This is a genomic window from Streptomyces sp. NPDC086549 (genome assembly GCF_044746205.1).
GTDB lineage: Bacteria > Actinomycetota > Actinomycetes > Streptomycetales > Streptomycetaceae > Streptomyces.
In genome coordinates this window covers 280,294-302,665 of sequence record NZ_JBIVBS010000008.1, presented here as the reverse complement: position 1 = coordinate 302,665, position 22,372 = coordinate 280,294, and the positions used below count along the sequence as shown (strand labels likewise).

The window sequence follows — 22,372 nt, the reverse complement described above, 5'->3', positions numbered from 1 at the left end:
GCCCCCGTCCGGGTGGACGGCCCCCTCGTGCCGTCGTGCCGGTCGCAGTCTCCGGCATCGCGTTGAAACTGGAAACCGATCGGTTTACCCTAGTGGAAACCGATCGGTTTTCTCGTTGGGAGTGTGTCATGACTGCAATCAAGAACTCCGTCGTCCTCGTCACCGGCGGTAGCCGCGGCGTCGGAAGGGCGCTGGTGGACGAGCTGTACGCCCGGGGTGCCGAAAAGGTCTATGCCACCGCGCGAGACCCGCGCACCGTGACCCACCCGGACGCCGCCCCGCTGGCGCTCGAGGTCACCGATCCCGATTCCGTGGCCGCCGTCGCCGCGCAGGCGCAGGACGTCACGGTCCTGATCAACAACGCGGGCGTCGCCACCGGCACGCGCTTCCTGACCTCGTCCGTCGACGACATCCGCCGGGAGTTCGAGACCAACTTCTACGGTCCCCTTCTGCTGACCCGTGCCTTCGTGCCGATCATCGAGCGCAACGGCGGCGGCCACATCCTCAACGTGCACTCCGTGCTGTCCTGGCTCGCCGACGGCGGCGCGTACAGCGCCTCCAAGGCCGCGATATGGTCCCAGACCAACAGCCTGCGGCTGGATCTGCAGCCGCGCGGCATCGCCGTCACCGGTCTGCACATGGGGTACGTCGACACCGACATGACGGCCGGCCTCGACGCGCAGAAGTCCAGCCCCCACGACATCGCCGCGGCCGCCCTCGACGGCATCGAGTCCGGAGCGTACGAGGTGCTCGCCGACGACATCACCCGCTGGGCCAAGGGCGCGCTGTCGGGAGACGTGGCGTCGATGTACCAGCAGCTCGCCCAGTGACGGCAGGCGGAACATGGATGGCCCGCGGCTGGAACGTACAGCCGCGGGCCGTCACGACGTCGGGCGTCGCCTACTCGAAGAGCCCTTTGAGGACCCGGGCCGCCGCCTCGTGCTCGGCGGCGGCGGGAGACAGTTCGCTCAGGGTGTCGAGGTCCGTGTCCTGCACGAGCTCCGACTCCCAGGCCGCCGCGAGCCTTTCCTGCTCCTCGTGTGGCTGCTGCTGGACGTAGTCCCGGGCGCGCGGGCTCAGGGCGGCCAGGAATCGTTCAACCGTGTCGATCGGCATCCTCTTCTCCTTCATCACGGGGTGTCGGTCCTGCGGACACCGTCCCAGCGTGATCGGCACGGACGGTTCGCCGTCGGCGCCGTGGCCCACTCGGCCCCGGAGAAACCCGTACGGCTCACCGCACCCGGCGTATCTCCCCGCGCACCCGGTAGAAACCGCCGGCCGCCGCGTGCACGCCGTCGACCACGTAGCGCGCCCCCGGCTCTCGTATCTCGCGCGGGAACTGCACGTTCCAGCCGGGCTCGAAGCCCTCCGACACCACGTGGACCCGCATCCGGCCGGCCTGCTGAACGCACTCGACGACGACCCCGCCCGCCGGCGGGGCACTGACGGTCGCCAGCGCGGACACCGACGTCGCCGGGTTGTAGGTGGGCAGGGCGGCGGCCGACTTCACGTCGACGGCGACGGGCACCGAGCCCTGCCGGGCGGCCGCGATGGCCGCTTCCGACGTGTCCACGCACACCAGAGACCCGTCGGTGGTCACCAGATACAGCCGCTCGTCGAAGTACTGCATGGACAGGGCCGAGCCGTTGCCCGTGCGCAGCTTCCACAGCCGGGTGCCCGAGGCGTCGAAGCAGTAGACGGAGGAGGCGTTGTCCCCGGCGAAGACGTAGCGGCCGCCCGGGGCGGTGGCGCACGAGTACACCACGGCGTCGCACGCGTAGACGCCCTCGACCTGCCCGGTCGCCTTCGACAGGCGCTGCACCACGTGACGGCCCGTCCCCGCGTACACCGAAAGGGCCTCCTGCCAGCCGAACAGCACACCGCCGCGCGTGTCGGTGTGCCACAACTCGCGGCCGCCGTCCGGGGCGTAGGCCGTCACCCCGCTGCTGTGGCCGTGGTAGACGGCCCGCTCGTCGGCCCGCACCATCCAGCCCGCGCGGCCGGAGGACCGCCGTGACCACTGGTGCTCGTCCTCGTGGTCGATCACGGTGAGGCCGCCCGACTCGTCCGAGACGTTGAGCACTCCTTCATGGATGTCCAGCCAGAAGATGTCGACGTTCGCCGCGATCTCGTACGCCGCGAAGGGCAGCTTCGAGGACAGGTCGTACACCCTGCCGTCGTCGCACCCCGCGTAGATCCAGAAGTCGTCCGCCACCAGGCACTTCACACCGTCGGGGAGCCGGTAACGGGCCAGCACCTCGCCGTCGTGGTCCAGGGTGTGGACGTCGCCGGCCTGGTTGCCCACCCAGACGCGGTCCTCGTCGACATGGATGCCGAACGCGGCCGAACCGGTGCGCAGGCGCCACGGCACCGGCGCCGTGACACGTGCCGTCGACGGTGCGGAGCTGACCTGGCGCCGCGTCACGGAACGCGGCGCACGCTGACCGGGGACGGCCGCCGCGTACCCCTTGCGGACCTTCTGGTCGATCTTCTTCGCCGCGGCCGCCTGTGCCTTGGCCGGTGTCGCGAACGACGACGTCTGCACCTGCCCCGATGCGCCGATGCGGCCGTAGCGCACGGTGACGGTGGTCCCGTCGACCGTCACCTCGTAGAACTTGTGCGCCCCGTCGCCGTCCTCGGACAGCTCCAGATATGTCGTCTCCGCCACGACCGTTCCCTCCCGCGTACGACCCCGCAGGCGCGACCGCCCGGCGGTGCGCCCTTCGTTGATCGAAAACATAGGGGAAGGCACTGACAACGAGTCCGTCCGCCGGCGTCGGCCGGCCTCCCGGGACCGTACGAGGCGTCAGAGGTCGGCCACCAGGAGCCGGTAGCCGACGTCGATGGTGTCGAGGCCGAGGAGGCCGGAGTGGCGGGTGTGCCAGCGGCCGGCCGCCAGGTCGTCCGCCAGCCGGCGCAGGCCGGGAGCGATCCGCTCCTCGCCGGCCTGGGTGAACATGGAGATTCCCGCCCGCACCTGAGGGTCGAGGTAGGCGTGGGGGCGGCGCCAGTACGCGGCGCCGAACCCGTCCGAGCAGTCGTGGGGGACCGGGACCGGCTCCTGACGGGCCCCGCCGAGCAGTTCGGCAAGGCGGTCGATCGGGATGGCGCGGGTGTCGTCGAGCGCGGCCGCCGCCGGCAGGTACTCCCGTACGAGCCAGAACCGTTCACGGAAGACGTCCTGATCCCAGGTCAGGACGACGATCCGGCGGCGGGCGACCCTGCGCAGCTCGGCGATTCCGGCCGCCGGATCGGTCCAGTGATGGATGGTCAGCAGTGCCATGACGGCGTCGGCCGCGTCGTCGCGCAGCGGGAGCCGTTCCGCGACCGCCTGTACGGCGGGAGCGGAGTCCGGCGGCCGCTGCGTGATCATGACCTGGCTGGGTTCTACCGCGAGGACCGTCCGCGGCGGTTCGTACGAACCGGTGCCGGCTCCGACGTTGATCACGTCCGTCGTGTTCCCGAGCGCGGTGCGGATCTGGGCGGCGATCCTCGGATCAGGCCGTCGGGTCCGGGCATACGTCGTGCCGAGCGTGTCGTAGATGGCCATGCCGCTCAGTATGCGAAACAGGCGGGGGTCCGGCCCCTGCCCGGAGCGAAGTCCCCGGCGTCGGACCCGCGTGCGACACTCTGATCGGGCGGGGGCGGCTTCGCGTCCGCTGCCCGTCACGTCCCAGGACCGTCCGCCGCGTGTCCTTGCGGGCCCGCCAGGCCCGGCGTGTCCACCACGTCCACGTCGTTCGCCCGGACGTAGGCGAGCCGGTGGCCGAACTGGATCTCGTAGTACATCTCCCGGCCCTTCACCACCGGGCTCGGCGTGTACTCGAAGGTCGACCTGTCGACGTAGGAACCGGTGGTGCGGGACATCGTCACGTACCGCTGCCCCTCGTCGAGGGTGTACGGCAGCGGCGACTCGGCCGGCTCCGTGATCCCGTCCGGGTACGCGCCCTCCTCCGGGAGGGCGCGCCCGAACACGGGAATCTCGCTCAGGCCTTCCTTCGGAGTCACCATCCGGCCGGCCGCACCGACGGCCGTCGGGTGCTTCTTCGGGTTCTTGAACCAGGCCTTCTTGCCCAGGTACCAGATCGCGGTCCAGTCGCCGCGGCGCTCGGCGACCGCGTAGGACTGGCCGGCGGAGACCCGCGAACCCAGGTCGTTGACGTCCTCGGTGGAGTCGTCACCGTCCGGGCGCCGGCCCGGGTCCTGGATCAGCGGGGCGTCGTCGGCCGGTTCGGTGTGGAGGCGGACGGCGCTGGAGCCGTGCGGCGCACACGGCACACCGTGCCCGGCGCATCCCGTGAACCGCGGCTTGTAGGTGGGGTAGTCCGGCAGCACGGTCACCATGGGGCTGTCCGGTCCGGCCGTGGCACGCAGGGGCGCGCCGAGGAGGTCGAAGTAGTGCCGCCAGTCCCAGAAGGGGCCCGGATCGTCGTGCATGTCGGGGATGCTGTCCGCGGTCGGGGCCGGCACGTTGTCATGGCCGAAGATGTGCTGCCGGTCGAGCGGGATGTCGTACTTCTTGGCCAGATAGCGCACCAGGCGGGCCGAGGACTGGTACATCCGCTCCGTGTACCAGGCGTCGGGCTGAGTGAGGAAACCTTCATGCTCGATGCCGATGGAGCGCGCGTTGACGAACTGGCTGCCCGAGTGCCAGGCCGCGTCCTTGGTTTTGATGTGCTGGGTGATGTGGCCGTCGCTGGAGCGGACCGAGTAGTGCCACGACGCCTCGGTCGGGTCCTGCACGGTCTGGAACATGGACCGCAGGGAGGCCTCGGTGTCGTGGATGACGATGTACTCGATCTTCTGGTCCGTGGGACGGTCGCCCAGGTCGTGATTGCCGTACGCGTCGTCGTCGATCGCCGTGTACGGCGCGCTGAGCCAGGAGCAGGACAGCTCGGGCGGGCACTCGACGTCCTTCGCCGGAGCCGTGTCCTTCTGGCGCAGGGGGTGGGGGCGCAGATCCGGGCTGGCGGGGAGGTTGACGGACTGTCCGGTGTCGGTGGTGCGGTGCGCGCCTCGCAGGATCACCCCGAAGACGTCGTTGGCGAAGGCTGCCGCCGAGGCGGTGTCGCCCACCCCGGGGAAGCGTGCCACGGCGTCCCACCAGTCCGCCGGGTTGTCGCTGAGCGGTTTGCCGAGCCGTTTCTGGGTGTCCGCGAGGAGTGCCGCGCCGCCGCGCACATTGGCGGCGGCGTCCGTCCGCAGCCGACCCTCCGGAGTCCCGGTGAGACTGGCGGCCCGCTGCAGGCCGGACGGCTGTTCGGAACGGCCGCCCGAGGATTTCGGCGCGGTCGACGCGGACGGTCCGGCGAGCGCCACGGCACCCCCGCGCTCGGGCGCCTCCGGGAACGGGCTCTGGGCCAACCGGGCGTCCACCAGGTGCATCGGCCCGTAGCCGCCGCCGACACTCGGGGCGCCCCCGTGGAAGTCCCACCGCGACTGCATGTAGGACACGCCCATGAGCACACTCCGCGGCACGCGATACTCGTCCGCGGCGGCGCTGAAGTCGTTCTCCAGGTGCCGGTCGGCCGTCACGACGCCCGGCGAGCCGGTCAGCAGCGGAGTCACCACCGGAGCCATGAGGGCCGCCGAGGCGGTCACGAAGATCATTCGGCGGTGTCTGCGAACGACGCCGGGGACATGGCGGGCGAAGCGTTTCTTCATTGCAGGTGTCTCCAACCAGGCTCGTCGCAATCAGGACGCGGCCAGGACAAGGGAGTTGCCCCTGACGCCACCCCTTGTACGATTCCGTGCCCCGCACGCCCCGTCGCGCCGAGCGTCACCGGCCTGGACCAGCCACCCGGCAGAGGCCACCCGGTCGGCGGCACCAAGTGCGCTCCCGCACGGACGGCCTGACGGTCAGTCCTGGACGGGGTCCACCTGCCAGTCGGGGTGCCCCGGCATGGGCGGGGTGTGTGCCCCGTACAGCCACGGGGTCAGGAACGGGGCCAGGTCGCGGCCCGCGACCTCGGACGCGAGGGCGACGAAGTCCCGGGTCCCGGCGGCCCGGCCCCGGTACCTCGTCACCCAGGCCCGCTCGATCCTCTCGAAGGTCTCCTCGCCGACCTTCTCCCGCAGGGCGTAGAGCACGAGTGCCGAGCCGTCGTACCGCATGCTCCTGAACAGGGCCGGCTCGGTGGGTTCGGCGGGCGCGCCGTCGTCGTGCCGCCACTGGTCGTGCTGCTCGTAGGCGGCCCGCATGGCGTCCTCGAAGTCGGGGCCGCCGTGCGTGTCCGAGTAGAGACGTTCGTAGAAGCGGGCGTGTCCCTCGCTCAGCCACAGGTCGGACCACCGCCGGATGGCGACGCTGTCGCCGGTCCAGTGGTGGGTCAGTTCGTGCACGAGGTCCCGCTCGGCGTCGACCCGGTCGCCCAGCAGCCTCTCCCCGGGTACGACGGACAGCGACTGCGTCTCCAGCGCCACCGGCAGGTCGGTGTCGCCGACCAGCACGCCGTAGCGGCGGAACGGGTACGGCCCCAGCCGCTGCTCCAGCCAGGCCAGGTGCTCGGGGGTGAGTGAGCGGTACGCCTCGGTGCCGTCGACCATGCCGTCGGCGACCACGTCCCGGACGACCAGTCCGTGCGGGCCGGTGCTGTGGACGAAGGTGAACTTCCCGATCGCCATCTGGACCAGTTGCGCCGCGACCGGCTCCTCGGAGTCGTACGTCCACCGGGTGCGTCCGTCGGGCTGCCTCACGCGCTCGACGAGTTGTCCGTTGGCCACCCCGCTGAGGCCCGGTGGCGTGGTGATGCCGAAGGTGATGCGGGCCCGCTGGCTCGGGTGGTCGTTCGCCGGGAAGATCATCTTGGCGCCGTCGGGCTGCGCATACAGCATGGTGCCGTCGGTCGTGGGCACCCAGCCGTAGTCCTGGACCGCGTCGTCGCGGTGCCGTTGCTGCGTCGGGTCGGCGGTGTAGGTGACCCGTACGGTGAACGCGCCGCCGTGGGGGATCGGTTTCGCGGGAGTGACGACGAGTTCGTCGCCGTCGCGCACGGCGGTGGCCGGCGTGCCGTCCACGGTGACCGTGTGCAGCGTGTTCCCCGCGAAGTCGAGGTCGAAGCGGGACAGGGCCTGGGTGGCGGTGGCGCTGATGGTGGCGCTCGCCTCGAAGGGCGTCCTGGGCGCCCGCCAGTCGAAGTCGAGGGCGTAGCTGCGCACCGTGTATCCGCCGTTGCCGTCGAGCGGCTCGAGGGGATCGCCGATGCCCCGGGCGCCGGGGGAGGGGGCCTCGCCCGAAGTGACGGCGGAGGGCCCGGGGGCGGGGGAGCGGTGGTTCCCGTGGGGCGGGGTGCCGGCGAGGACGACGGCAGCGGCAACCCCGCCGGCACCGGTGAGGGCGAGCGCGAGGGCCGCTCGGCGGCTGCGGAGTCCGCGGCGGGGGCGCTCACCGTCTCGGCCGCCGGCGGTCGTGGTCTCCATGGCCGCACTATGTCAGTAAATATTCCTATCAACTGCTCGTGTCCTCGTGCCGAACGCTCGAATGGACCAGGCCGTACCCCCGGTGGGTTTCGTAACGCGGCCGATTCATCGGTCGTCCGACCGATCCCATGGACCGCCGCACGCGTCATCGTCACCACATGACTGACACCCCCCACCACGACTCCGCGGAGCCGGAGCGTGCCCCTGAGGCGGCCGACGCCGCGAACGGCGCCACCCGTAGATCCGTCATCGCCACCCTGGGCGGCGCCACCCTCGGTGCGGCCGCCCTCGGGATCCCTGCCGTCCGCGCGGCGGCAGCGGACCGGAACGCCACGGTCCGGCCCGCCGCCGGCCCGGCCGCCGCCTGCGTCCTGACGCCCGAGCAGACCGAGGGGCCCTACTACCTGAACCTGGAGACGGTCCGCAAGAACATCACCGAGGGCAAGGCAGGCGTGCCGCTCACCCTTCGCGTGACCGTCGTCGACATCGCGACCTGCTTCCCGCTGCCCAACACGGCGGTCGACATCTGGCACTGCGACGCGCTCGGCGTCTACTCCGGCTACGTCGCCGGCGGCTCCACCCCTGACACCACCTTCCTGCGGGGCGTGCAGCTGACCGACTCCGCCGGCGTCGCGGAATTCACCACCGTCTATCCCGGCTGGTACGTCGGCCGTGCCCTCCACATCCACGTCAAGACCCATGCCGGCGGCATCGTGTCCAATGGCACCTACCACGGCGGCCACGTCTCCCACACGGGCCAGCTCTACTTCCCGGAGACGTACAACACCAAGGTCGCCGCCCTGGCCCCCTACCGGAACAACACCGCCACCCGCACGCTCAACGCGAGGGACGGCATCTACCGCAACGGCGGGTCCTCGACCCTGCTGACCATCACTCAGGTGGGCAGCGACCTCGGCAAGGGAGTGACCGGCACCGTCGTACTCGGTGTCGATCCCGCCGCCACTCCCTGACGCGCGCTCAGGAGCGGTGGCCGACCCGGTGGGCCCCGATGGTTTCGCCGCGGGAACCCGCGGCCAGGAATCGGGGATGAGCCGGCGTCGAACATGTGAGTTATGCGGTTCCGCACTGACCACGCGACCGCACGGTGGCCGACCGGCGCGGTACTGCTCCAACGCGTGCAGACAGCGGGCGCTCAGACAGCGTTCGGCGCGCGGGGACTCCGGAAGGCAGCGGCCCGGCGCGCCGGACGCCGCCACGCCGGAACCGGGCCGTGCCCTGCCAGGAGCGCTCGACTCCTTCGTGGGGCGGCGGCAGGAACTCGCGCACCTGCGCACCCTGCTGAGGACCTCGCGCCTGCTCACGCTGACCGGCGCCGGCGGCGTCGGCAAGACACGGCTGGCGCTTGAGTTCGCGAAGGGTCTGCCCGCGCGCCACGCGTGGGTGGACCTGGTCGAACTCGACTCGCTGCACGACGGCGCCCCGCTCGCGCAGTCCGTGGCCACCGCGCTGGCCGTGGGCGAACGGGCGGGGCGATCCGGTACCGATGTTCTGGTCCGGGCGATCGGGGACACCGCCCGCCTGCTGATCCTGGACAACTGCGAGCATCTGGCCGAACCGTGTGCCCGGCTCGCGGCGACCCTGCTGAGCGGCTGCCCCCGGCTGCGGATCCTGGCCACCAGCAGGGAGGCCCTGCGGGTACCCGGAGAGACCGTGTTCCGGGTCGGCGAGCTGTCCCTGCCATCGCCCGACGCCGGGGACGACCCGACCGCCCTCCTGCGCTCCGACGCCGTCCGGCTGTTCGTCGAACGCGCCTCGAGCCGTGCGCCCGGATTCACGCTCCGGCGTGCCAACGGAGCGACCGTCGCCGAGATATGCCGCCGACTGGACGGTCTGACGCTCGCCGTCGAACTCGCGGCGCGCCGCGTCGGCACCCTTCCGCCAGCCGACATCCTCGCGGGACTCGACGACCAGCTGCTCCAGCTGTCGCTCCTCACCGACGGAAGCCGGACCGGCCCCCGTCGCCACAACGGGCTGGCCGCCGCGATCGACTGGAGTCATCGGCTGCTCGATCCGGTGGAACAGGCCGTCTTCCGGCGGCTCGCGGTGCTCGTCGGCGGGTTCGGCACGGCGGCGGCGCAGGCGGTCTGCGCCGACGGTGACATCGCGCCGCGGCACATCCTGCGCATCCTGTGCGCTCTTGAGGCCAAGTCACTGATCGTACGTCTGCCGGGTGACACACAGCCCGCCCGGTTCAGGCAGCTGGGCGCGATCCGCGCCTACGCCATGGAGCGACTGCTCGCATCCGGTGAGCAGCACACCGTACGGCGACGGGCCCTGAAGTGGCTGAGCGGTCTCGCGGACCGCGCCGGTGACGAGGTGTTCGCCGACCAGGCCGGCGGTCCGTTCATCATGGAACGGGACAATCTCGCGGCGGCGCTGGCCGGCACCACCGGTCCCGACGGTGCCGCGCACATGCGGCTGACGCTGGAACTGGCTCGCGTGCACTACCAGCAGGAGCAGCCGTCCGCCGCCCGTGCGCTGCTGGACGGACTCCTGCGGGAGGCCGACGGGTCTGCGCTCGGCGGCGCGGCGTCGGCGCTCGCCGCGCGCGTGGCCTGTCAGCAGGCCGACCCGGTACAAGCACTGCGCCTCGGCGAGCGGGCGGTGAGCCTGGAGCGTGTGCGCGACCACCCCGCCGGACTCGCCAACGCCCTGGACGCGAGGGCGGCGGCACGGCTGTGCCGCGGTGAATTCGCCGAGGCCGTCGCGGACCTGCGCGAGTGCCTGGACGTCGTCGCCGCGCTCGACAGACCGCACGACACCGCCTGGTGCACCCATCACCTGGCCTGGGCCCTGCTCCAGGCGGGCGGGGAGGCCGAGGCCGACGCGCTCATGGAACGCTGTCTGCCGGCCCTGACGGCACACGCGCACTGGAGCCGGGCCGCGGCCGCCCTGCACACCGCCGGCGCCGTGCGGCTGGCCCTGGGCCGTCTGGACAGTGCCGAGGCGCTGTTCGCCGAAGTGCTGCGGATCGTCCCCGGAGCAAGTTTCCACGCGCTGTACCCCGTCGAGGGGCTGGCCCTCGTGGCCGCCGAGAGCGGCGACATGCGGCGGGCCCTGCGGCTGTACGAGGCGAGCGTGCAGGCACGCAGTCGGCTGGACACCGAGCCGGAGGCCCCGTGGCGTCGGCGGATGGAGCAGACGGCGGCTCGTGCGCGGACCCGGCTGTCGGCGGCCGCGCGGGACGCTGCCGTCAGCGGCGGTCGCGGGCTGCGCGGGGACCGGCTCGTCGCGTACGCCCTTCGCGCGGGAGGCGGCGGCCCCCGTACGGCGACGGACGCCACGGCGTTCCTCGCGGACCGGTCCCCGCTCACGGGCAGGGAGTTCATGGTGGCCGAACTCGTCGCCGAAGGACTGACCAACCGGCAGGTCGCGGAGCGGCTCGGTCTTTCGGCTCGTACCGTCGCCACCCACCTGGACAAGGTCCGCGACAAGCTGGGCCTGCGTTCACGGACCCAGATCGCTCTGTGGGCGGCCGCACGGGCCGGCGACGTTTCCTGAGGGTGCGTGGGCCTACAGGGTCCGGGCGACGAGGAGGGCGACGTCGTCGTGGTCCTCGGGGTTGCGCAGGCCGTACAGCAGAAGGTCGCAGGTCTCCTCCAGGGGCCGGTGCGGCTCGTCGAGGAAGCTCAGGAGGACGTTCAGGCGGTCGTCGATCGGGTGGTTCCGGGTCTCGACGAGGCCGTCGGTGTACAGGACCAGAAGGTCGCCGGAGCCGAGATCCCTCGTCGTGGTCTCGAAGGGGACACCGCCGACGCCGAGCGGGGCCCCGGCGGGCAGGTCGAGCAGTGTGGGGGCGTGGCCGGGGCCGGCCAGCGCGGGCGGCATGTGTCCGGCGTTGGCGATGTGGCACTGCCTCGTGTGCGGGTCGTACACGGCGTAGAGGCAGGTGACGATGTAGTGCTCCAGATCGCAGGTGATCTTGTCCAGGTGCTGGAGCACCTCGCTGGGCGCGAGGTCGAGGTCCGCGTAGGCGCAGGTGGCGGTGCGCAGCCGGCCCATGGTGGCGGCGGCGTCGATGCCGTTGCCCATGACGTCTCCGACGACCAGGGCGGTCCTGTCGTTGGCCAGGGGGAGGACGTCGTACCAGTCGCCGCCGACCTCGCTGGTCGACTGGGCGGGCTGGTAGCGGGAGGCCAGTTCCAGGCCGGTGTGGTGCGGCGGGTGGTCCGGCAGCAGGCTGCGCTGGAGGGTGAGGGAGGTGTTGCGCACGCTCTGGAACCAGCGGGCGTTGTCGATGGACATGGCGGCGCGGCTGGCCAGCTCACTGGCCAGGACCACGTCGTCCTGGTCGAACGGGATCGGATTGAGGGTGCGCTTGAGGTCGAGCGCGCCGAGGACCTCGCCGTGGGCGATCAGCGGCACCGCGAGATAGGAATGGACGCCGGCTCGGGCCAGGAGCTCGGAGGCTTCGGCGTTGCGGGCGATGCGCCGTAGATCGTCGCCGCCCACGTGACGCACCAGGACCGGTCGGCCGGAGTGGACGCACAGCGTGACGAGACGGTCCCCGTCGTAGGCGGCGAGGTCACCGGGACGGTCGGCGGCCTGCAGTGCCACGGTGGGGCGGGCCGCCTTCAGAGCCAGCGCGCGGAAGAGCTCCGGGCCTTCGTCCGGTTTACGGCTGCTGCGGCACGCCAGGGCGGAGTCGAGGATGTCGACCGCGACCACGTCGGCGAGCTCGGGAATCGCGATCTCGGCCAGTTCGTGGGCGGTCTGCTCCACCTCCAGGCTGGTGCCCACCCGGGTCGAGGCGTCGGCGATGAGGGCCAGGCGGCGCCGGGCCCGGTCGGCCTCGATGGCCGCGCGGTGCCGTTCGGTGACGTCGACGACCGAGGCGGCCGCGCCCAGGATCCGTCCCCCGGGGTCCTCCAACCGGTAGAAGGAGAGTGACCAGGCGTGATCGTGGTCGGGGTCGGAGGGGGGCCTGCCGACGTGGTACTGGTCGAGCAGCGGGGTGCCGGTGGTGAGCACCTGGCGCAGGGCGGACTCGATGGTGTCGACGTCGGCGAAGGGCAGGGTCTCCCTCATGTGGCGGCCGATGTGGTCCTCGGCGGGTATGCCGTCGATACGCTCCAGCGCCGGGTTGACCAGGAGATAGCGCAGGTCGGGGTCCATGAGGGCCAGGCCGATGGGGGACTGGTTGATCAACCGCTCGCACAGGGCCAGGTCGGTCTCCACGCGCTGCAGCAGGGTATGGTCGGCCGCGATGCCGAGGGCGTAGACCTCGCCGAGGTCGTCCAGCAGCCGCATGTTGCGGAACTCCATCAGGCGGGTGCTGCCGTCCTTGTGCCGGATGGGGAAGGTGCCGGCCCAGCTCCGGCCGGTCGTCAGCACCTCCGCGAACAGACTCGCGACGGACTGCAGGTGCTCGGGGCGGATCAGCAGGCGCGCCGCCTCCTTGCCCAGGGCCTCTTCCGCGGTGTAGCCGAAGAGCTCCTCGGCCTGCGGGGTCCAGAAGACGATGCGTCCGTCGGCGTTGAGGACCACCGCGGCGACACTCAACAGGTCCAGCAGACCGGTGGGCCGCACCGGCTGGGGGCCCGGCACGTCGCTGCTGGGCTCGAAGGATTCGGCTGTCATCCCAGATCCTCCTCGAGCGGTCGGCAGTCCATGCCGACCTGTGCCGGCAGTGCCGCATGCCAGGGTTCTGGCTCCCGGTACTTCCATGCTGCCTCGGGTACTCCCATGCTGCCTCGGGCCGCGCCGCTTGCCCACCGGCGCAGTGCCGACATGTCCAGGTCAGAAGATCGGTGGAGTGGAGCCTCACCGTGCGCGGGCCAGCAGCTGTACCGCCGTCGACCGGTGACCATGCATCGTGGTGACGTCGATCCGGCGCTCGTGGACGGGGTCGAAATCCGACAGGAGGGCGCGCAGGCCGGCGATGTCGTGGTGCCGGCACACCGCTCCGTCGCCGGTGGCGAACACTCCGTAGGGCGTGCCGAACCTCTCGGCGTGGGCGGCGTAGCGGTCCCGGTTGCGCCGGTCGTCCTGGAGGACCATGTCGCTGACGTAGAGCAGCCCTCCGGGTGCCAGCACGCGGCGCAGTTCGGTGACGAGTGCCCGCTGAGCGTCGTCGTCGGGCACGCAGGTCAGCACCGCGAACAGCAGGACGAGATCGAAGACCGCTGCCTCGTGGGCCAGTGCCGGCGGGGACGTCAGCACGTCGAGGCGCAGGTCGGGCCCGAGCCGACGGCCTCGCGCGATCAGGGCGGAGGACGGATCCACCCCGGACACGTCCGAGAAGCCGTGTCCCGTCAACTCAGCCATGACACGGCCGTATCCGCACCCGTAGTCGAGGACCCTGGCGGTCCGGCTCACCCCCGCCAGCCAGTTGGGGTTCACCGGGTGGGTGAACGTCTTCGTGGCACCGGCGCCGTTCCAGTACGCGATCTGGCTACCAAGATCCTTCATACGGCCCCAGCGTACGGAGCGTGTCCCTCGCCGGCCGCCCGCCGCCGGCCGCCCGCCGCGGGACCGTGCGGGCCGTGCGGATCGTGCGGGCCGTGCGGATCGGGCGGGCCGTGCGGATCGGGCGGACAAGCAGGAACATGGTCGTGTGGAGGACGGGATCAATGGAATCTGCGCGAAACGGTTCCGACACGCCCACGTCCGCAGGACCGCGCGATCTCTTCGATGCGTCCACCGACGCGGCGGCGGTGGTCGACGCACACGGTGTCGTGTCCGGCTGGACCCGGGGCGCCGAAGCACTGCTCGGACACCCGGCGCCGGAGGTCGTCGGCCGCTCCGCCGCACGTCTGCTGGCGGCGCCCGGAGACCCGGCACGTGTGGCGGGCGTCCTGGAGCGGTGCCGCGCCGGAATGGGGTGGAGCGGCCGTGTCCCCGTACGGCACCGCGACGGCAGCGGCATCGACATCGATCTGCGGGTGTCCGCGTCCTTCCGGATCGGCGCGGACGAGTGCTTTCTGCTCTCGGCGTGGGAGCGGAGGCTGCAGTGGACGGTCGGCCAGTCGGTCCTCGACGGCTTCCTGACCCGCTCACCGGTCGGCATGGCGGTGATGGATCCGCAGCTGCGCTACATGTGGCTGAACGACGCGCTGGAACGCTTCGCCGGTGTGCCGCGTGAGCAGCGGCTCGGGCGACGGCTGAGCGAGCTGCTGCCGGGGCTGGAGGCGGAGACCATCGAAGGACTGATGCGTGGGGTGCTGGCGACCGGAGAGCCGGTGACCGACTACGAGTTCCTCGGATGGAGTTGGGCCGACCGACGCCGCCAACATGCCTACTCCTCCTCCTTCTTCCCACTGCTGGACTCCGACAACTCCGTCTTCGGTATCTGCTGCATGGTCCAGGACGTCACCGAGCGGTGGAACGCGCGCCGGCTCGTGTCGATGGTGAACGAGGCCGGGACCCGCATCGGCAGGACCCTGGACGTGATGCGGACGGCTCAGGAGCTCGCCGACTTCGCCGTGCCCCGCTTCGCGGACTTCGTCATCGTCGACCTCCTGGAATCCGTCCTCAGCACCGAGGGGCACGGAACGTGGCTCACCGACGCGGGCCCGGCCCCCGCCAGGCCGGAGATGCGCCGCGCCGGAATGAGCTCGGTGAGGGAGGGCTGCCCGGAAGCCGTGGCGCGCGTCGGGGACCGGGTGGACTTCCTCCCCCCGCCGTACGGCGGGGACCTGCTCGTCGACGGCGAGCCGATCCTCATCCCGGTGCTCGACCCGGCCGACGAACTCTGGGTCGCCGAACAGCCCGCCAGGACCGAGAGCATGCGCGAGTTCGGGCTGCACTCACTCATCTCCGTGCCGATGCGGGCGCGCAACACCGCCCTGGGCCTCACCACGTTCGCACGGTCGCTCAACCCCGTCTCGTTCCAGCCCGACGACGTCCTGCTGGCCCGGGAACTGGTGGCGCGAGCGGCGCTGTGCGTCGACAACGCCCGCCGCTACACCCGGGAACACACGGCAGCGGTCACCCTGCAGCACAGTCTGCTGCCCCAGGCCCTGACCGGTGGAACGGCGCTGGAGGTGGCCTCCTCCTACCTGCCGGCGGACGCCTCCGGCGGGGTCGGTGGCGACTGGTTCGATGTGATCCCGCTGTCCGGTGCCCGGGTGGGCCTCGTCGTCGGCGACGTGGTCGGTCACGGCATCGGCGCGGCAGCGACCATGGGCCGGCTGCGCACCGCGGTGCAGACCCTCGCGGACATGGAGATGCCCCCCGACGATCTGCTGGCCCATCTCGACGACCTCGTAATCCGGTTGAGCGAGGAGGACGGGAGCGACGAGGCGGCCGGGCGGAGCGCGACCGCCTTCCTCGGGGCGACCTGTCTGTACGCCGTCTACGATCCGGTCACCAGGCGCTGCGCCATGGCCCGGGCCGGACATCCGCCCCCCGTGGTCGTCGAGCCCGACGGGCGGGTCCACTTCCCGGAGCCCCCCGCCGGGCCACCGCTCGGGCTGGGCGGGATGGGGTTCGAGGCCACCGAGATCGAGCTCGCCGAGAACAGCCTGCTCGGTCTCTACACCGACGGCCTCATCGAGGGGGCGGACCGCGACATGGAGTCCGGCATGGCCCGGCTCGGCCAGGCGCTGTCCCGGTCCGGCTCCGACCTCGACACCCTGTGCACGTCCGCGGTGGAGCGACTCGTGGCCGGGCCGCAACCCGACGACGTCGCCCTCCTCCTGGCGCGCACCCATGCGCTGGGCGCCGACCACGTCGTCTCGTGGGACGTGCCCGTGGACCCGGCCGCCGTCGGTGACCTCCGCGGCGGGGCGACTCGCCAGGTGGAAGCCTGGGGTTTCGGGGAACTGGCCATGACGACCGAGCTCATCGTGAGCGAGCTGGTCACCAACGCGATCCGCCATGCCGCACCGCCGATACGGCTGCGCCTGCTCCGCGACTCCCGGCTGACCTGCGAGGTGGCCGACGCCAGCAGCACCGCCCCTCGGCTCAGGCACGCCCGGAGCACGGACGAGGGCGGCCGCGGCCTCTTCCTGGTGGCGCAGCTCACCCACCGCTGGGGTGCCCGGTACACGGCCGGGGGAAAGGTCATCTGGGCCGAACAGGAGATCCCGTGAACAGGACGGCGACCGCGGACGGCTGAACCGCCCGACGGCTTTGCCATCTCTTTACAACCTGCCCGTGCGCCGCCTCGTCTCTCCGCTCGATCCGCAACACAGTCCCCCCGGGTACCGGGCGGACCGACGAGAGAGAGCGACTCCATGCGCCGAACTGTCCCCAGCGTCCTGGCACTTGCGTGCACCGCCGTCCTGGCCGGCGCCGTGCCCGCGTTCGCCGGCGGGGCGTCCCCGGTCCCCTCCGCAGCCCCGACCCAGGTGCCGAGTGCCGCCCCGACCGAGGCGCCGAGTGCCGAACCGAGCGTGGTGGCCAGCGCCGAGCCCACCCGGGCGCCCAGCGCCGAACCCACCCGGGCGCCCGCCCCGAGCCAGGTCTCCGTCGTACCGAGCGGTGCGCCCGACACCGGCGTGACGGCCGCGTCCTCGGGGTCCGGCTCCGAGGGCGGCCTGATCGCCGGGGGCGCCGCCGCGGCGCTCGTCGCGGGCGGCGGGGCGGTCCTCGTCGTGCGTCGCCGGCGGGCGACCGGGGCATGACCCCGCTCTCCAGGCGCGCATTCGCCACCGCGGCGACGGCCTCGCTGCTCGTCGGCTGCGGCGGACCCGGGAGCCCCCGGGCGGCGGCCTCACGCTCCACCGGTACGCCACCGCCGTCGTCGTCGCCGGCCTCCGCGAACGCGGTGCACGCCCTGGGGCGTTCGGCCCCGGTCAGGCTCCGGATCCCGGCCGTCGGGGTCGACACCCCGGTCATACGGCTGGGGCTGGAGCCGGACGGCACAGTGCAAGTGCCTCCTGTCACGGCGCACGACCGGGCGGGCTGGTACCGGCACTCGCCGACGCCGGGGCAGGTCGGCCCGTCGGTCATCCTCGGTCATGTCACGGTCGGCGCCTATGGGGACGGGGTCTTCCGTCACCTCGCGCGGCTGCGCCGCGGCGACCGGATCGTGACGCGGCTGGAGAACGGCACGGCCGCGGAGTTCACCGTCGGCGCCGTACGGACGGTCGCCAAGTCGCGCTTCCCGGCGGACGAGGTGTACGGGGACGTCGACCGTCCTGAGCTGCGGCTCATCACCTGCGGTGGCCCCCGTACCGGCGACGGATACCTCGACAACGTGATCGTCTTCGCCACGCTCAGCTCCGCGAACCCCTGACCCTCCCGGACGGACACCGGGCCGACGGGACGTACGCCGGCGGCCCGGCATCATTTCCTACGCATGCGACACGACCCTGGAGAGCGTTGAAACGGTCCCGCGACAAGGCAGCGTCCGAGCTGTTCGCCGCCCTCTACCCACGCCTGGCCGGCTGGTGCCGCCGTCTCGTCGACGACGACGAGACGGCCCATGAGGTCGCCTCGGAGGCGTTCACCCGGCTCTGGGCCCGCTGGACGTCCGTGGAGGAGCCGCGCGGCTTCCTCTACGTGACCGCTGCGAACCTCGTCCGGGACCACTGGCGCAAGCTGGAGCGCGAGCGCAAGGCCATGCGCCGCGCCACCTCGGAGGCCGCCGTCCGCCCCCACGACGAACAGACCGACCCCTCGGTGCGCCTGCTCGTGCAGTCGCTGCCGGAGCGACTGCGCGTCCCGATCCTGCTGCACTACTACGCTGACATGCCGATCCGGGAGGTGTCCGTGCTGACCGGGCGCAAGGAAGGAACCATCAAGGCCGACCTCCACGCGGCCCGAGAACTGCTCCGCGTCCACTTGAGGAGAAGCCTTGACCACACGCTTTGACGACGGCCCGGAGTTCGAACCCGACGACCCCCTCGCGGTCATCCTGCGGCCCCCGTCCGACTTCCTCGGCCCGCCCCCCGGCCGGTACGAGGCGATCCGCCGCGCCGCGGCCCGCCGCCGGCTGATCCGTGCCGCGGCCGGGGCCGGCCTGTCCTGCGCCGTGGCAGTGCTCATCGCGCTGCAACTCCACCCCGTGACACCCGGGTCGCCCGGGTCGCCCGCGTCCCCCGCGGTCCCGCTCGCACCGCCACCCGCGAGCGGCCGTGCGACGCCTTCCGCCCCGTCGGCGTCGCCCTCAGTGGTGGCTTCGCCCGAGCCCGGCACCCTTCGCCCCACCACGAGGGAGCCGGCCGGCAGTACCCGGGCCCCCAGCGGATCGGCAGTGCCCACCCCCGGCCCGTCGGTGACACCGTCCCAGGCGGGGGAGCAGCCGTCGACGGCGCGGACCGCGACCGCTGCTCCCGAGAGCCGCCCCTGACCACAGGCGGAGCCGCGGGGGCGACCCGATGGGCGGCATCACACTTCCTCCATCTTCATGGCATGTTCCGATCAAATCTGTCACGCTTTCAGACGGCCGTTGCCCCATCCCCAGGGACCGCGGCTGAGTCCCAGCAAGAGTGATCGCCCATCAAGACGCGCAACCCGAGGCTGCCTTCCGGCGCACCCAAGCCGGCCGGGCGGTCACCGAGCAGGCCGTGAACCCGGCCGCCGCAAAGGAGTTCCGTGTGAGATCAACCCCCCACAAGGCCGTCGCCGCGAGCGTACTCACCGTCGCCGCGCTGGCCGCCGTCTCGCTTTCCGCCACCCCGGTGGCCGCCCAGCCGCCCACGGCCCCTCTCGCCGCAGCCTGCACCCCGACCCAGGTGGTCACCAACGGCGGCTTCGAGAGCGGGACTTCGTCCTGGACCCAGTCCTCGTCCAGCGTCATCACCAGCCGCACCGGTCAGACCGCCCACGGCGGCACCAGCTTCGCCTGGCTGAACGGAGTCGGCAGCACCCACACCGACACGCTCTCGCAGAGCGTCACGATCCCGTCCGGATGCAGCACCGCCACCCTCACCTTCTGGCTCCACATCGACACCGCCGAGACGACCTCGTCGACCGCCTACGACAAGCTGACCGCGAAGATCGGCAGCACCACGCTGGCCACGTACTCGAACCTGAACAAGAACACCGGCTACGTGCAGAAGTCCTTCGACGTGTCGGCGTTCGCGGGCCAGACCGTGAACCTCGCCTTCACCGGAACCGAGGACTCCAGCCTCCAGACCAGCTTCGTCCTCGACGACATCGCCCTCGACACCTCCGGCGGCACGACCCCTCCGGCGGATTCCACCCGGACCCCGTCCGCACCCTCGTACACGGTCAGCCTGAGCAGCAACACCAGCGGCACGGTGTGGACCGGCCACGAGAGCGCGACCTTCACCAACGCCTCCTCCACCGCGCTCAGCGAGGTCTACCTGAGGCTGTGGGACAACTACCACGGCACGTGCTCGGCGCCGCCGATCACGGTCAGCAACGTCACCGGCGGCACCGCGGGCGCCCTCTCCGTCGCCTGCACGGCTCTGAAGATCGACCTGTCGACGCCGCTGGCACAGGGGCAGACCGCCACGATCGGCTTCGACCTGGGCATCACCGTCCCCAGCGGCGCCGACCGCTTCGGCTACGACGGGTCCTTCAGCTTCATCGGCAACGCCCTGCCGGTGCTCGCGGTCAAGGACGGGTCGGGCTGGCACCTGGACCCGTACACCAACAACGGCGAGTCGTTCTACTCACTGGCCGCGGATTTCAAGGTGACCCTCGACCACCCCAGCACCCTGCTGGTGCCGGCGACCGGTACCTCGGTCGACACCTCGGGCTCCAGCGGCCGTACGGTCACCACCGCCACCGCTTCCCAGGTCCGTGACTTCGCCTGGGCGGCCGGGCCCTTCACCAAGATCTCCGGCACCTCGACCGCCGGTGTCCCGGTGAACATCTACTCCGTCTCGGGCATCAGCTCGTCCAGCGCGCAGTCGATGCTCACCACCGCGAAGTCCGCCGTGGACGCCCACGCGGCACGGTTCGGCGCCTACCCGTACGGCGAACTGGACGCGGTGATCGACAACAACTTCTGGTTCGGCGGCATGGAGTACCCGGGCTTCGTGCTCGACCTGGTCAGCACCACGGCGCTCACCCACGAGATCGCCCACCAGTGGTGGTACGGCATCGTCGGCGACGACGAGTACAACAGCCCCTGGCTGGACGAGGCGTTCACCGACTACGCCACCGACCTGGCGCTCAACAAGACCGGCACCAGCTGCTGGAACAGCGTCTCGTGGGCCTCGTCGAACGAGAAGATCACCAACTCGATGGCCTACTGGGACGCCAACTCGTCCCGGTACTCCACCGTGATCTACGGCTACGGCAAGTGCGCCCTGCACGATCTGCGTCGCGTACTCGGTGACACCGCGATGGCCAAACTCCTGAAGGACTACGCCACTTCGCACTGGTACGGCGTCTCGACCACGGCCGAGTTCAAGGCAGCGGCCCAGGCCGCCACCAGCACGGACCTGACCTCGTTCTGGACCCAGCACCGCATCGAGGGCTGACCCGGCACGGATCGGCCGCGGCCGGCGCCCGCGTGGCGTCGGCCGCGGCCCATACGTGCGTCAGTAGGGACGATCGGGCCAGTGCGGGTCTTCCCAGCGGGCCGGGCCGGTGACCCCGAGGAGCCGTATGCGGTGCAGCAGTTCCTCGGAAGCGCCACAGGCACGGAGCCGGCCCAGAGCGTGGCGGACGAGCCAGTCCGTCAGCCCGGCGCGCATCTCCTCCCCGTTCTCCCAGGCATGCCAGGGCAGTTCGTCGCGGAGGAGTTCGTATTCCCACTCTGCCGCCGCCTCGGCCAGGTGATGATCGGCGACAGGGCCGGTCGTGGCCTCCCATATGTGCAGCCACGGGGTCACCGTGCCCGCCGCCTCGGCTGTCAGCACAAGGACCTCGTGCGCGGGCACGGCGGGTTCCGGCGTGACCAGCGTGCGGACCCACCAGGCCTCCAGGAACTCCCGTACGGCCTCGGCCTGTTGGGCAGGCCACTGCTGCCAGTGGCCCAGGGCGAACGCACGACCCGCCGCCTCCAGTGCGAAGACGGACTCGGCGCGGTCCTGGACGAGGGCCGTGGCGAACTGGGGCAGGATCCGGCGAAGCACGGATGCGTGGTCGCTCCAGTCGATGGCCTGCCAGGTGCGCCGAAGGAGGTCGGGGTCGAGGACTGTGCCCGGCACCTTGAGCTGCGCCAGCTCCTCCGCGCTGCCCCAGTGGCATTCACAGTTGTTCTCGTCGGGGTGGGCGGTCATGCCCCGGAAGGTGGTCGCCAGGCCGTCCAGTGCCGCGTCGAGGCGCAGCGCTGCCGGGGTCCGGTCGGGGTTCGTCATGGACGTGGACTTTCGAGGACTCCGGGAGCACCCGGCCCCCGAAGATCGCCAACTTACCCGAAGACGGCCCCGGCTGCGAGCACTTGGGACAGGACCTAGTCGCGGGGCCAGTCCCGATACCGGATGCGGGGCAGATCGTGGACCTCGCCAACGGTTCCCCACTCGTCTCCGCCCAACCGGGCCAGGGGCCGCAGCAGTCCGATGTCGGGGTGGCCGTCCACCAGGACGTCCGCGTTGACGACGGCGTGCACCACCCGGCCGAGCACCACCGTGGAGTTGCCCAGTCCCAGAGTCGCGTGCAGCGTGCACTCCAGTGCCACGGGAGAGGCGGCCACCCGGGGCGGACGCACCCGGAGCGACGGTTCCCGCTCGATGCCCACCGCGTCGAACTCGCCCTCCTTCCTCGGGAAGTCGGTCGCCGTCGCGTTGATCTGCTCGAAGAGCGGCTCGGGAGCGAAGTTGACGACGAACTCGCGTGTCTCCTCGACGTTGCGCAGCGAGTCCTTCCGTCCCACGGAGGTGAACTGGACGATGGGCGGATCGGTACTGGCGACCGTGAAGAACGAGTGCGGTGCGAGGTTCGGTAGAAAGCGGTCCGGGCTGACCGTGGACACCCAAGCGATCGGCCGCGGCACCACCACCGCGGTGAGGAGCCGGTAGAAGTCGTGGGTGGCCATGGCCTGGGGATCGAAGTCAACGCGCATGCCTGTAAGTATCCAGGTCAGCACGTGGGCGGCGGACTCTAGCCCTGGATCGCAGCACCG

Annotated in this window: 18 protein-coding genes; 9 read left to right on the top strand and 9 right to left on the bottom strand. The window is 71.6% G+C overall.

The window, feature by feature from the left end:
- Window positions 1-128: 128 nt before the first annotated feature.
- The gene (locus tag ACIPSA_RS26005; protein WP_402638411.1) at window positions 129-830 is read left to right on the top strand and encodes an SDR family oxidoreductase; all 702 of its coding nucleotides are present in this window, start codon (window positions 129-131) and stop codon (window positions 828-830) included.
- Between the two features lie 70 nt (window positions 831-900).
- On the opposite strand, the gene ACIPSA_RS26000 is transcribed toward ACIPSA_RS26005, so the two are convergent.
- From ACIPSA_RS26000 to ACIPSA_RS25980, 5 genes are all read right to left on the bottom strand, one after another.
- Window positions 901-1,116 carry a hypothetical protein gene (locus ACIPSA_RS26000; protein WP_402638410.1) on the bottom strand — a complete coding sequence of 72 codons (216 nt, stop codon included), beginning with the start codon at window positions 1,114-1,116 and terminating at the stop codon, window positions 901-903.
- 115 nt (window positions 1,117-1,231) lie between these two features.
- Window positions 1,232-2,668 carry a WGR domain-containing protein gene (locus ACIPSA_RS25995; RefSeq protein ID WP_402638409.1) on the bottom strand — a complete coding sequence of 479 codons (1,437 nt, stop codon included), beginning with the start codon at window positions 2,666-2,668 and terminating at the stop codon, window positions 1,232-1,234.
- A 138-nt stretch (window positions 2,669-2,806) separates the two neighbouring features.
- Window positions 2,807-3,550, bottom strand: coding sequence for a methyltransferase domain-containing protein (locus ACIPSA_RS25990; RefSeq protein ID WP_402638407.1), 744 nt, complete (start codon window positions 3,548-3,550; stop codon window positions 2,807-2,809).
- Between the two features lie 116 nt (window positions 3,551-3,666).
- Entirely contained in the window at window positions 3,667-5,610 is a 1,944-nt protein-coding gene (locus ACIPSA_RS25985; protein WP_402638406.1) for an N-acetylmuramoyl-L-alanine amidase, read from the bottom strand.
- Window positions 5,611-5,859: 249 nt separating this feature from the next.
- On the bottom strand, window positions 5,860-7,419 hold the full coding sequence (locus ACIPSA_RS25980; RefSeq protein WP_402638405.1) for a M1 family metallopeptidase: 1,560 nt from the start codon (window positions 7,417-7,419) through the stop codon (window positions 5,860-5,862).
- A 158-nt stretch (window positions 7,420-7,577) separates the two neighbouring features.
- Here ACIPSA_RS25980 and ACIPSA_RS25975 point away from each other — a divergent pair, with 158 nt between their 5' ends.
- Both ACIPSA_RS25975 and ACIPSA_RS25970 read left to right on the top strand, forming a co-directional pair.
- A complete protein-coding gene (locus ACIPSA_RS25975; RefSeq protein ID WP_402638404.1) occupies window positions 7,578-8,390 on the top strand; it encodes an intradiol ring-cleavage dioxygenase in 813 nt (270 codons plus the stop codon).
- 289 nt (window positions 8,391-8,679) lie between these two features.
- Complete coding sequence (locus ACIPSA_RS25970) at window positions 8,680-10,941, top strand: ATP-binding protein (RefSeq protein ID WP_402638403.1); 2,262 nt, start codon at window positions 8,680-8,682, stop codon at window positions 10,939-10,941.
- A gap of 12 nt (window positions 10,942-10,953) precedes the next feature.
- On the opposite strand, the gene ACIPSA_RS25965 is transcribed toward ACIPSA_RS25970, so the two are convergent.
- Together ACIPSA_RS25965 and ACIPSA_RS25960 are read right to left on the bottom strand one after the other, a co-directional pair.
- Complete coding sequence (locus ACIPSA_RS25965) at window positions 10,954-13,020, bottom strand: SpoIIE family protein phosphatase (protein ID WP_402638402.1); 2,067 nt, start codon at window positions 13,018-13,020, stop codon at window positions 10,954-10,956.
- Between the two features lie 183 nt (window positions 13,021-13,203).
- A complete protein-coding gene (locus tag ACIPSA_RS25960) occupies window positions 13,204-13,851 on the bottom strand; it encodes a class I SAM-dependent methyltransferase (RefSeq protein WP_402638401.1) in 648 nt (215 codons plus the stop codon).
- A gap of 161 nt (window positions 13,852-14,012) precedes the next feature.
- Between ACIPSA_RS25960 and ACIPSA_RS25955 the strand changes: the two genes are divergently transcribed.
- From ACIPSA_RS25955 to ACIPSA_RS25930, 6 genes are all read left to right on the top strand, one after another.
- Window positions 14,013-16,475, top strand: coding sequence for a SpoIIE family protein phosphatase (locus ACIPSA_RS25955; protein ID WP_402638400.1), 2,463 nt, complete (start codon window positions 14,013-14,015; stop codon window positions 16,473-16,475).
- A 144-nt stretch (window positions 16,476-16,619) separates the two neighbouring features.
- Complete coding sequence (locus ACIPSA_RS25950) at window positions 16,620-17,009, top strand: sortase-dependent protein (RefSeq protein WP_402638399.1); 390 nt, start codon at window positions 16,620-16,622, stop codon at window positions 17,007-17,009.
- Window positions 17,006-17,623: a class F sortase gene (locus ACIPSA_RS25945; protein ID WP_402638398.1), complete on the top strand. Its 618-nt coding sequence runs from the start codon at window positions 17,006-17,008 to the stop codon at window positions 17,621-17,623. Before ACIPSA_RS25950 ends, ACIPSA_RS25945 begins: the two co-directional genes overlap by 4 nt.
- Window positions 17,624-17,709: 86 nt before the next feature.
- Window positions 17,710-18,201 carry an RNA polymerase sigma factor gene (locus ACIPSA_RS25940; RefSeq protein WP_402638397.1) on the top strand — a complete coding sequence of 164 codons (492 nt, stop codon included), beginning with the start codon at window positions 17,710-17,712 and terminating at the stop codon, window positions 18,199-18,201.
- The gene (locus ACIPSA_RS25935; RefSeq protein WP_402638396.1) at window positions 18,185-18,679 is read left to right on the top strand and encodes a hypothetical protein; all 495 of its coding nucleotides are present in this window, start codon (window positions 18,185-18,187) and stop codon (window positions 18,677-18,679) included. The genes ACIPSA_RS25940 and ACIPSA_RS25935 overlap by 17 nt, the downstream gene beginning before the upstream one ends.
- A gap of 247 nt (window positions 18,680-18,926) precedes the next feature.
- Window positions 18,927-20,786, top strand: coding sequence for a M1 family aminopeptidase (locus ACIPSA_RS25930; RefSeq protein ID WP_402638395.1), 1,860 nt, complete (start codon window positions 18,927-18,929; stop codon window positions 20,784-20,786).
- 60 nt (window positions 20,787-20,846) lie between these two features.
- On the opposite strand, the gene ACIPSA_RS25925 is transcribed toward ACIPSA_RS25930, so the two are convergent.
- A complete protein-coding gene (locus ACIPSA_RS25925) occupies window positions 20,847-21,608 on the bottom strand; it encodes a hypothetical protein (protein WP_402638393.1) in 762 nt (253 codons plus the stop codon).
- A 95-nt stretch (window positions 21,609-21,703) separates the two neighbouring features.
- Complete coding sequence (locus ACIPSA_RS25920) at window positions 21,704-22,312, bottom strand: flavin reductase family protein (RefSeq protein WP_402638391.1); 609 nt, start codon at window positions 22,310-22,312, stop codon at window positions 21,704-21,706.
- Window positions 22,313-22,372 lie beyond the last annotated feature (60 nt).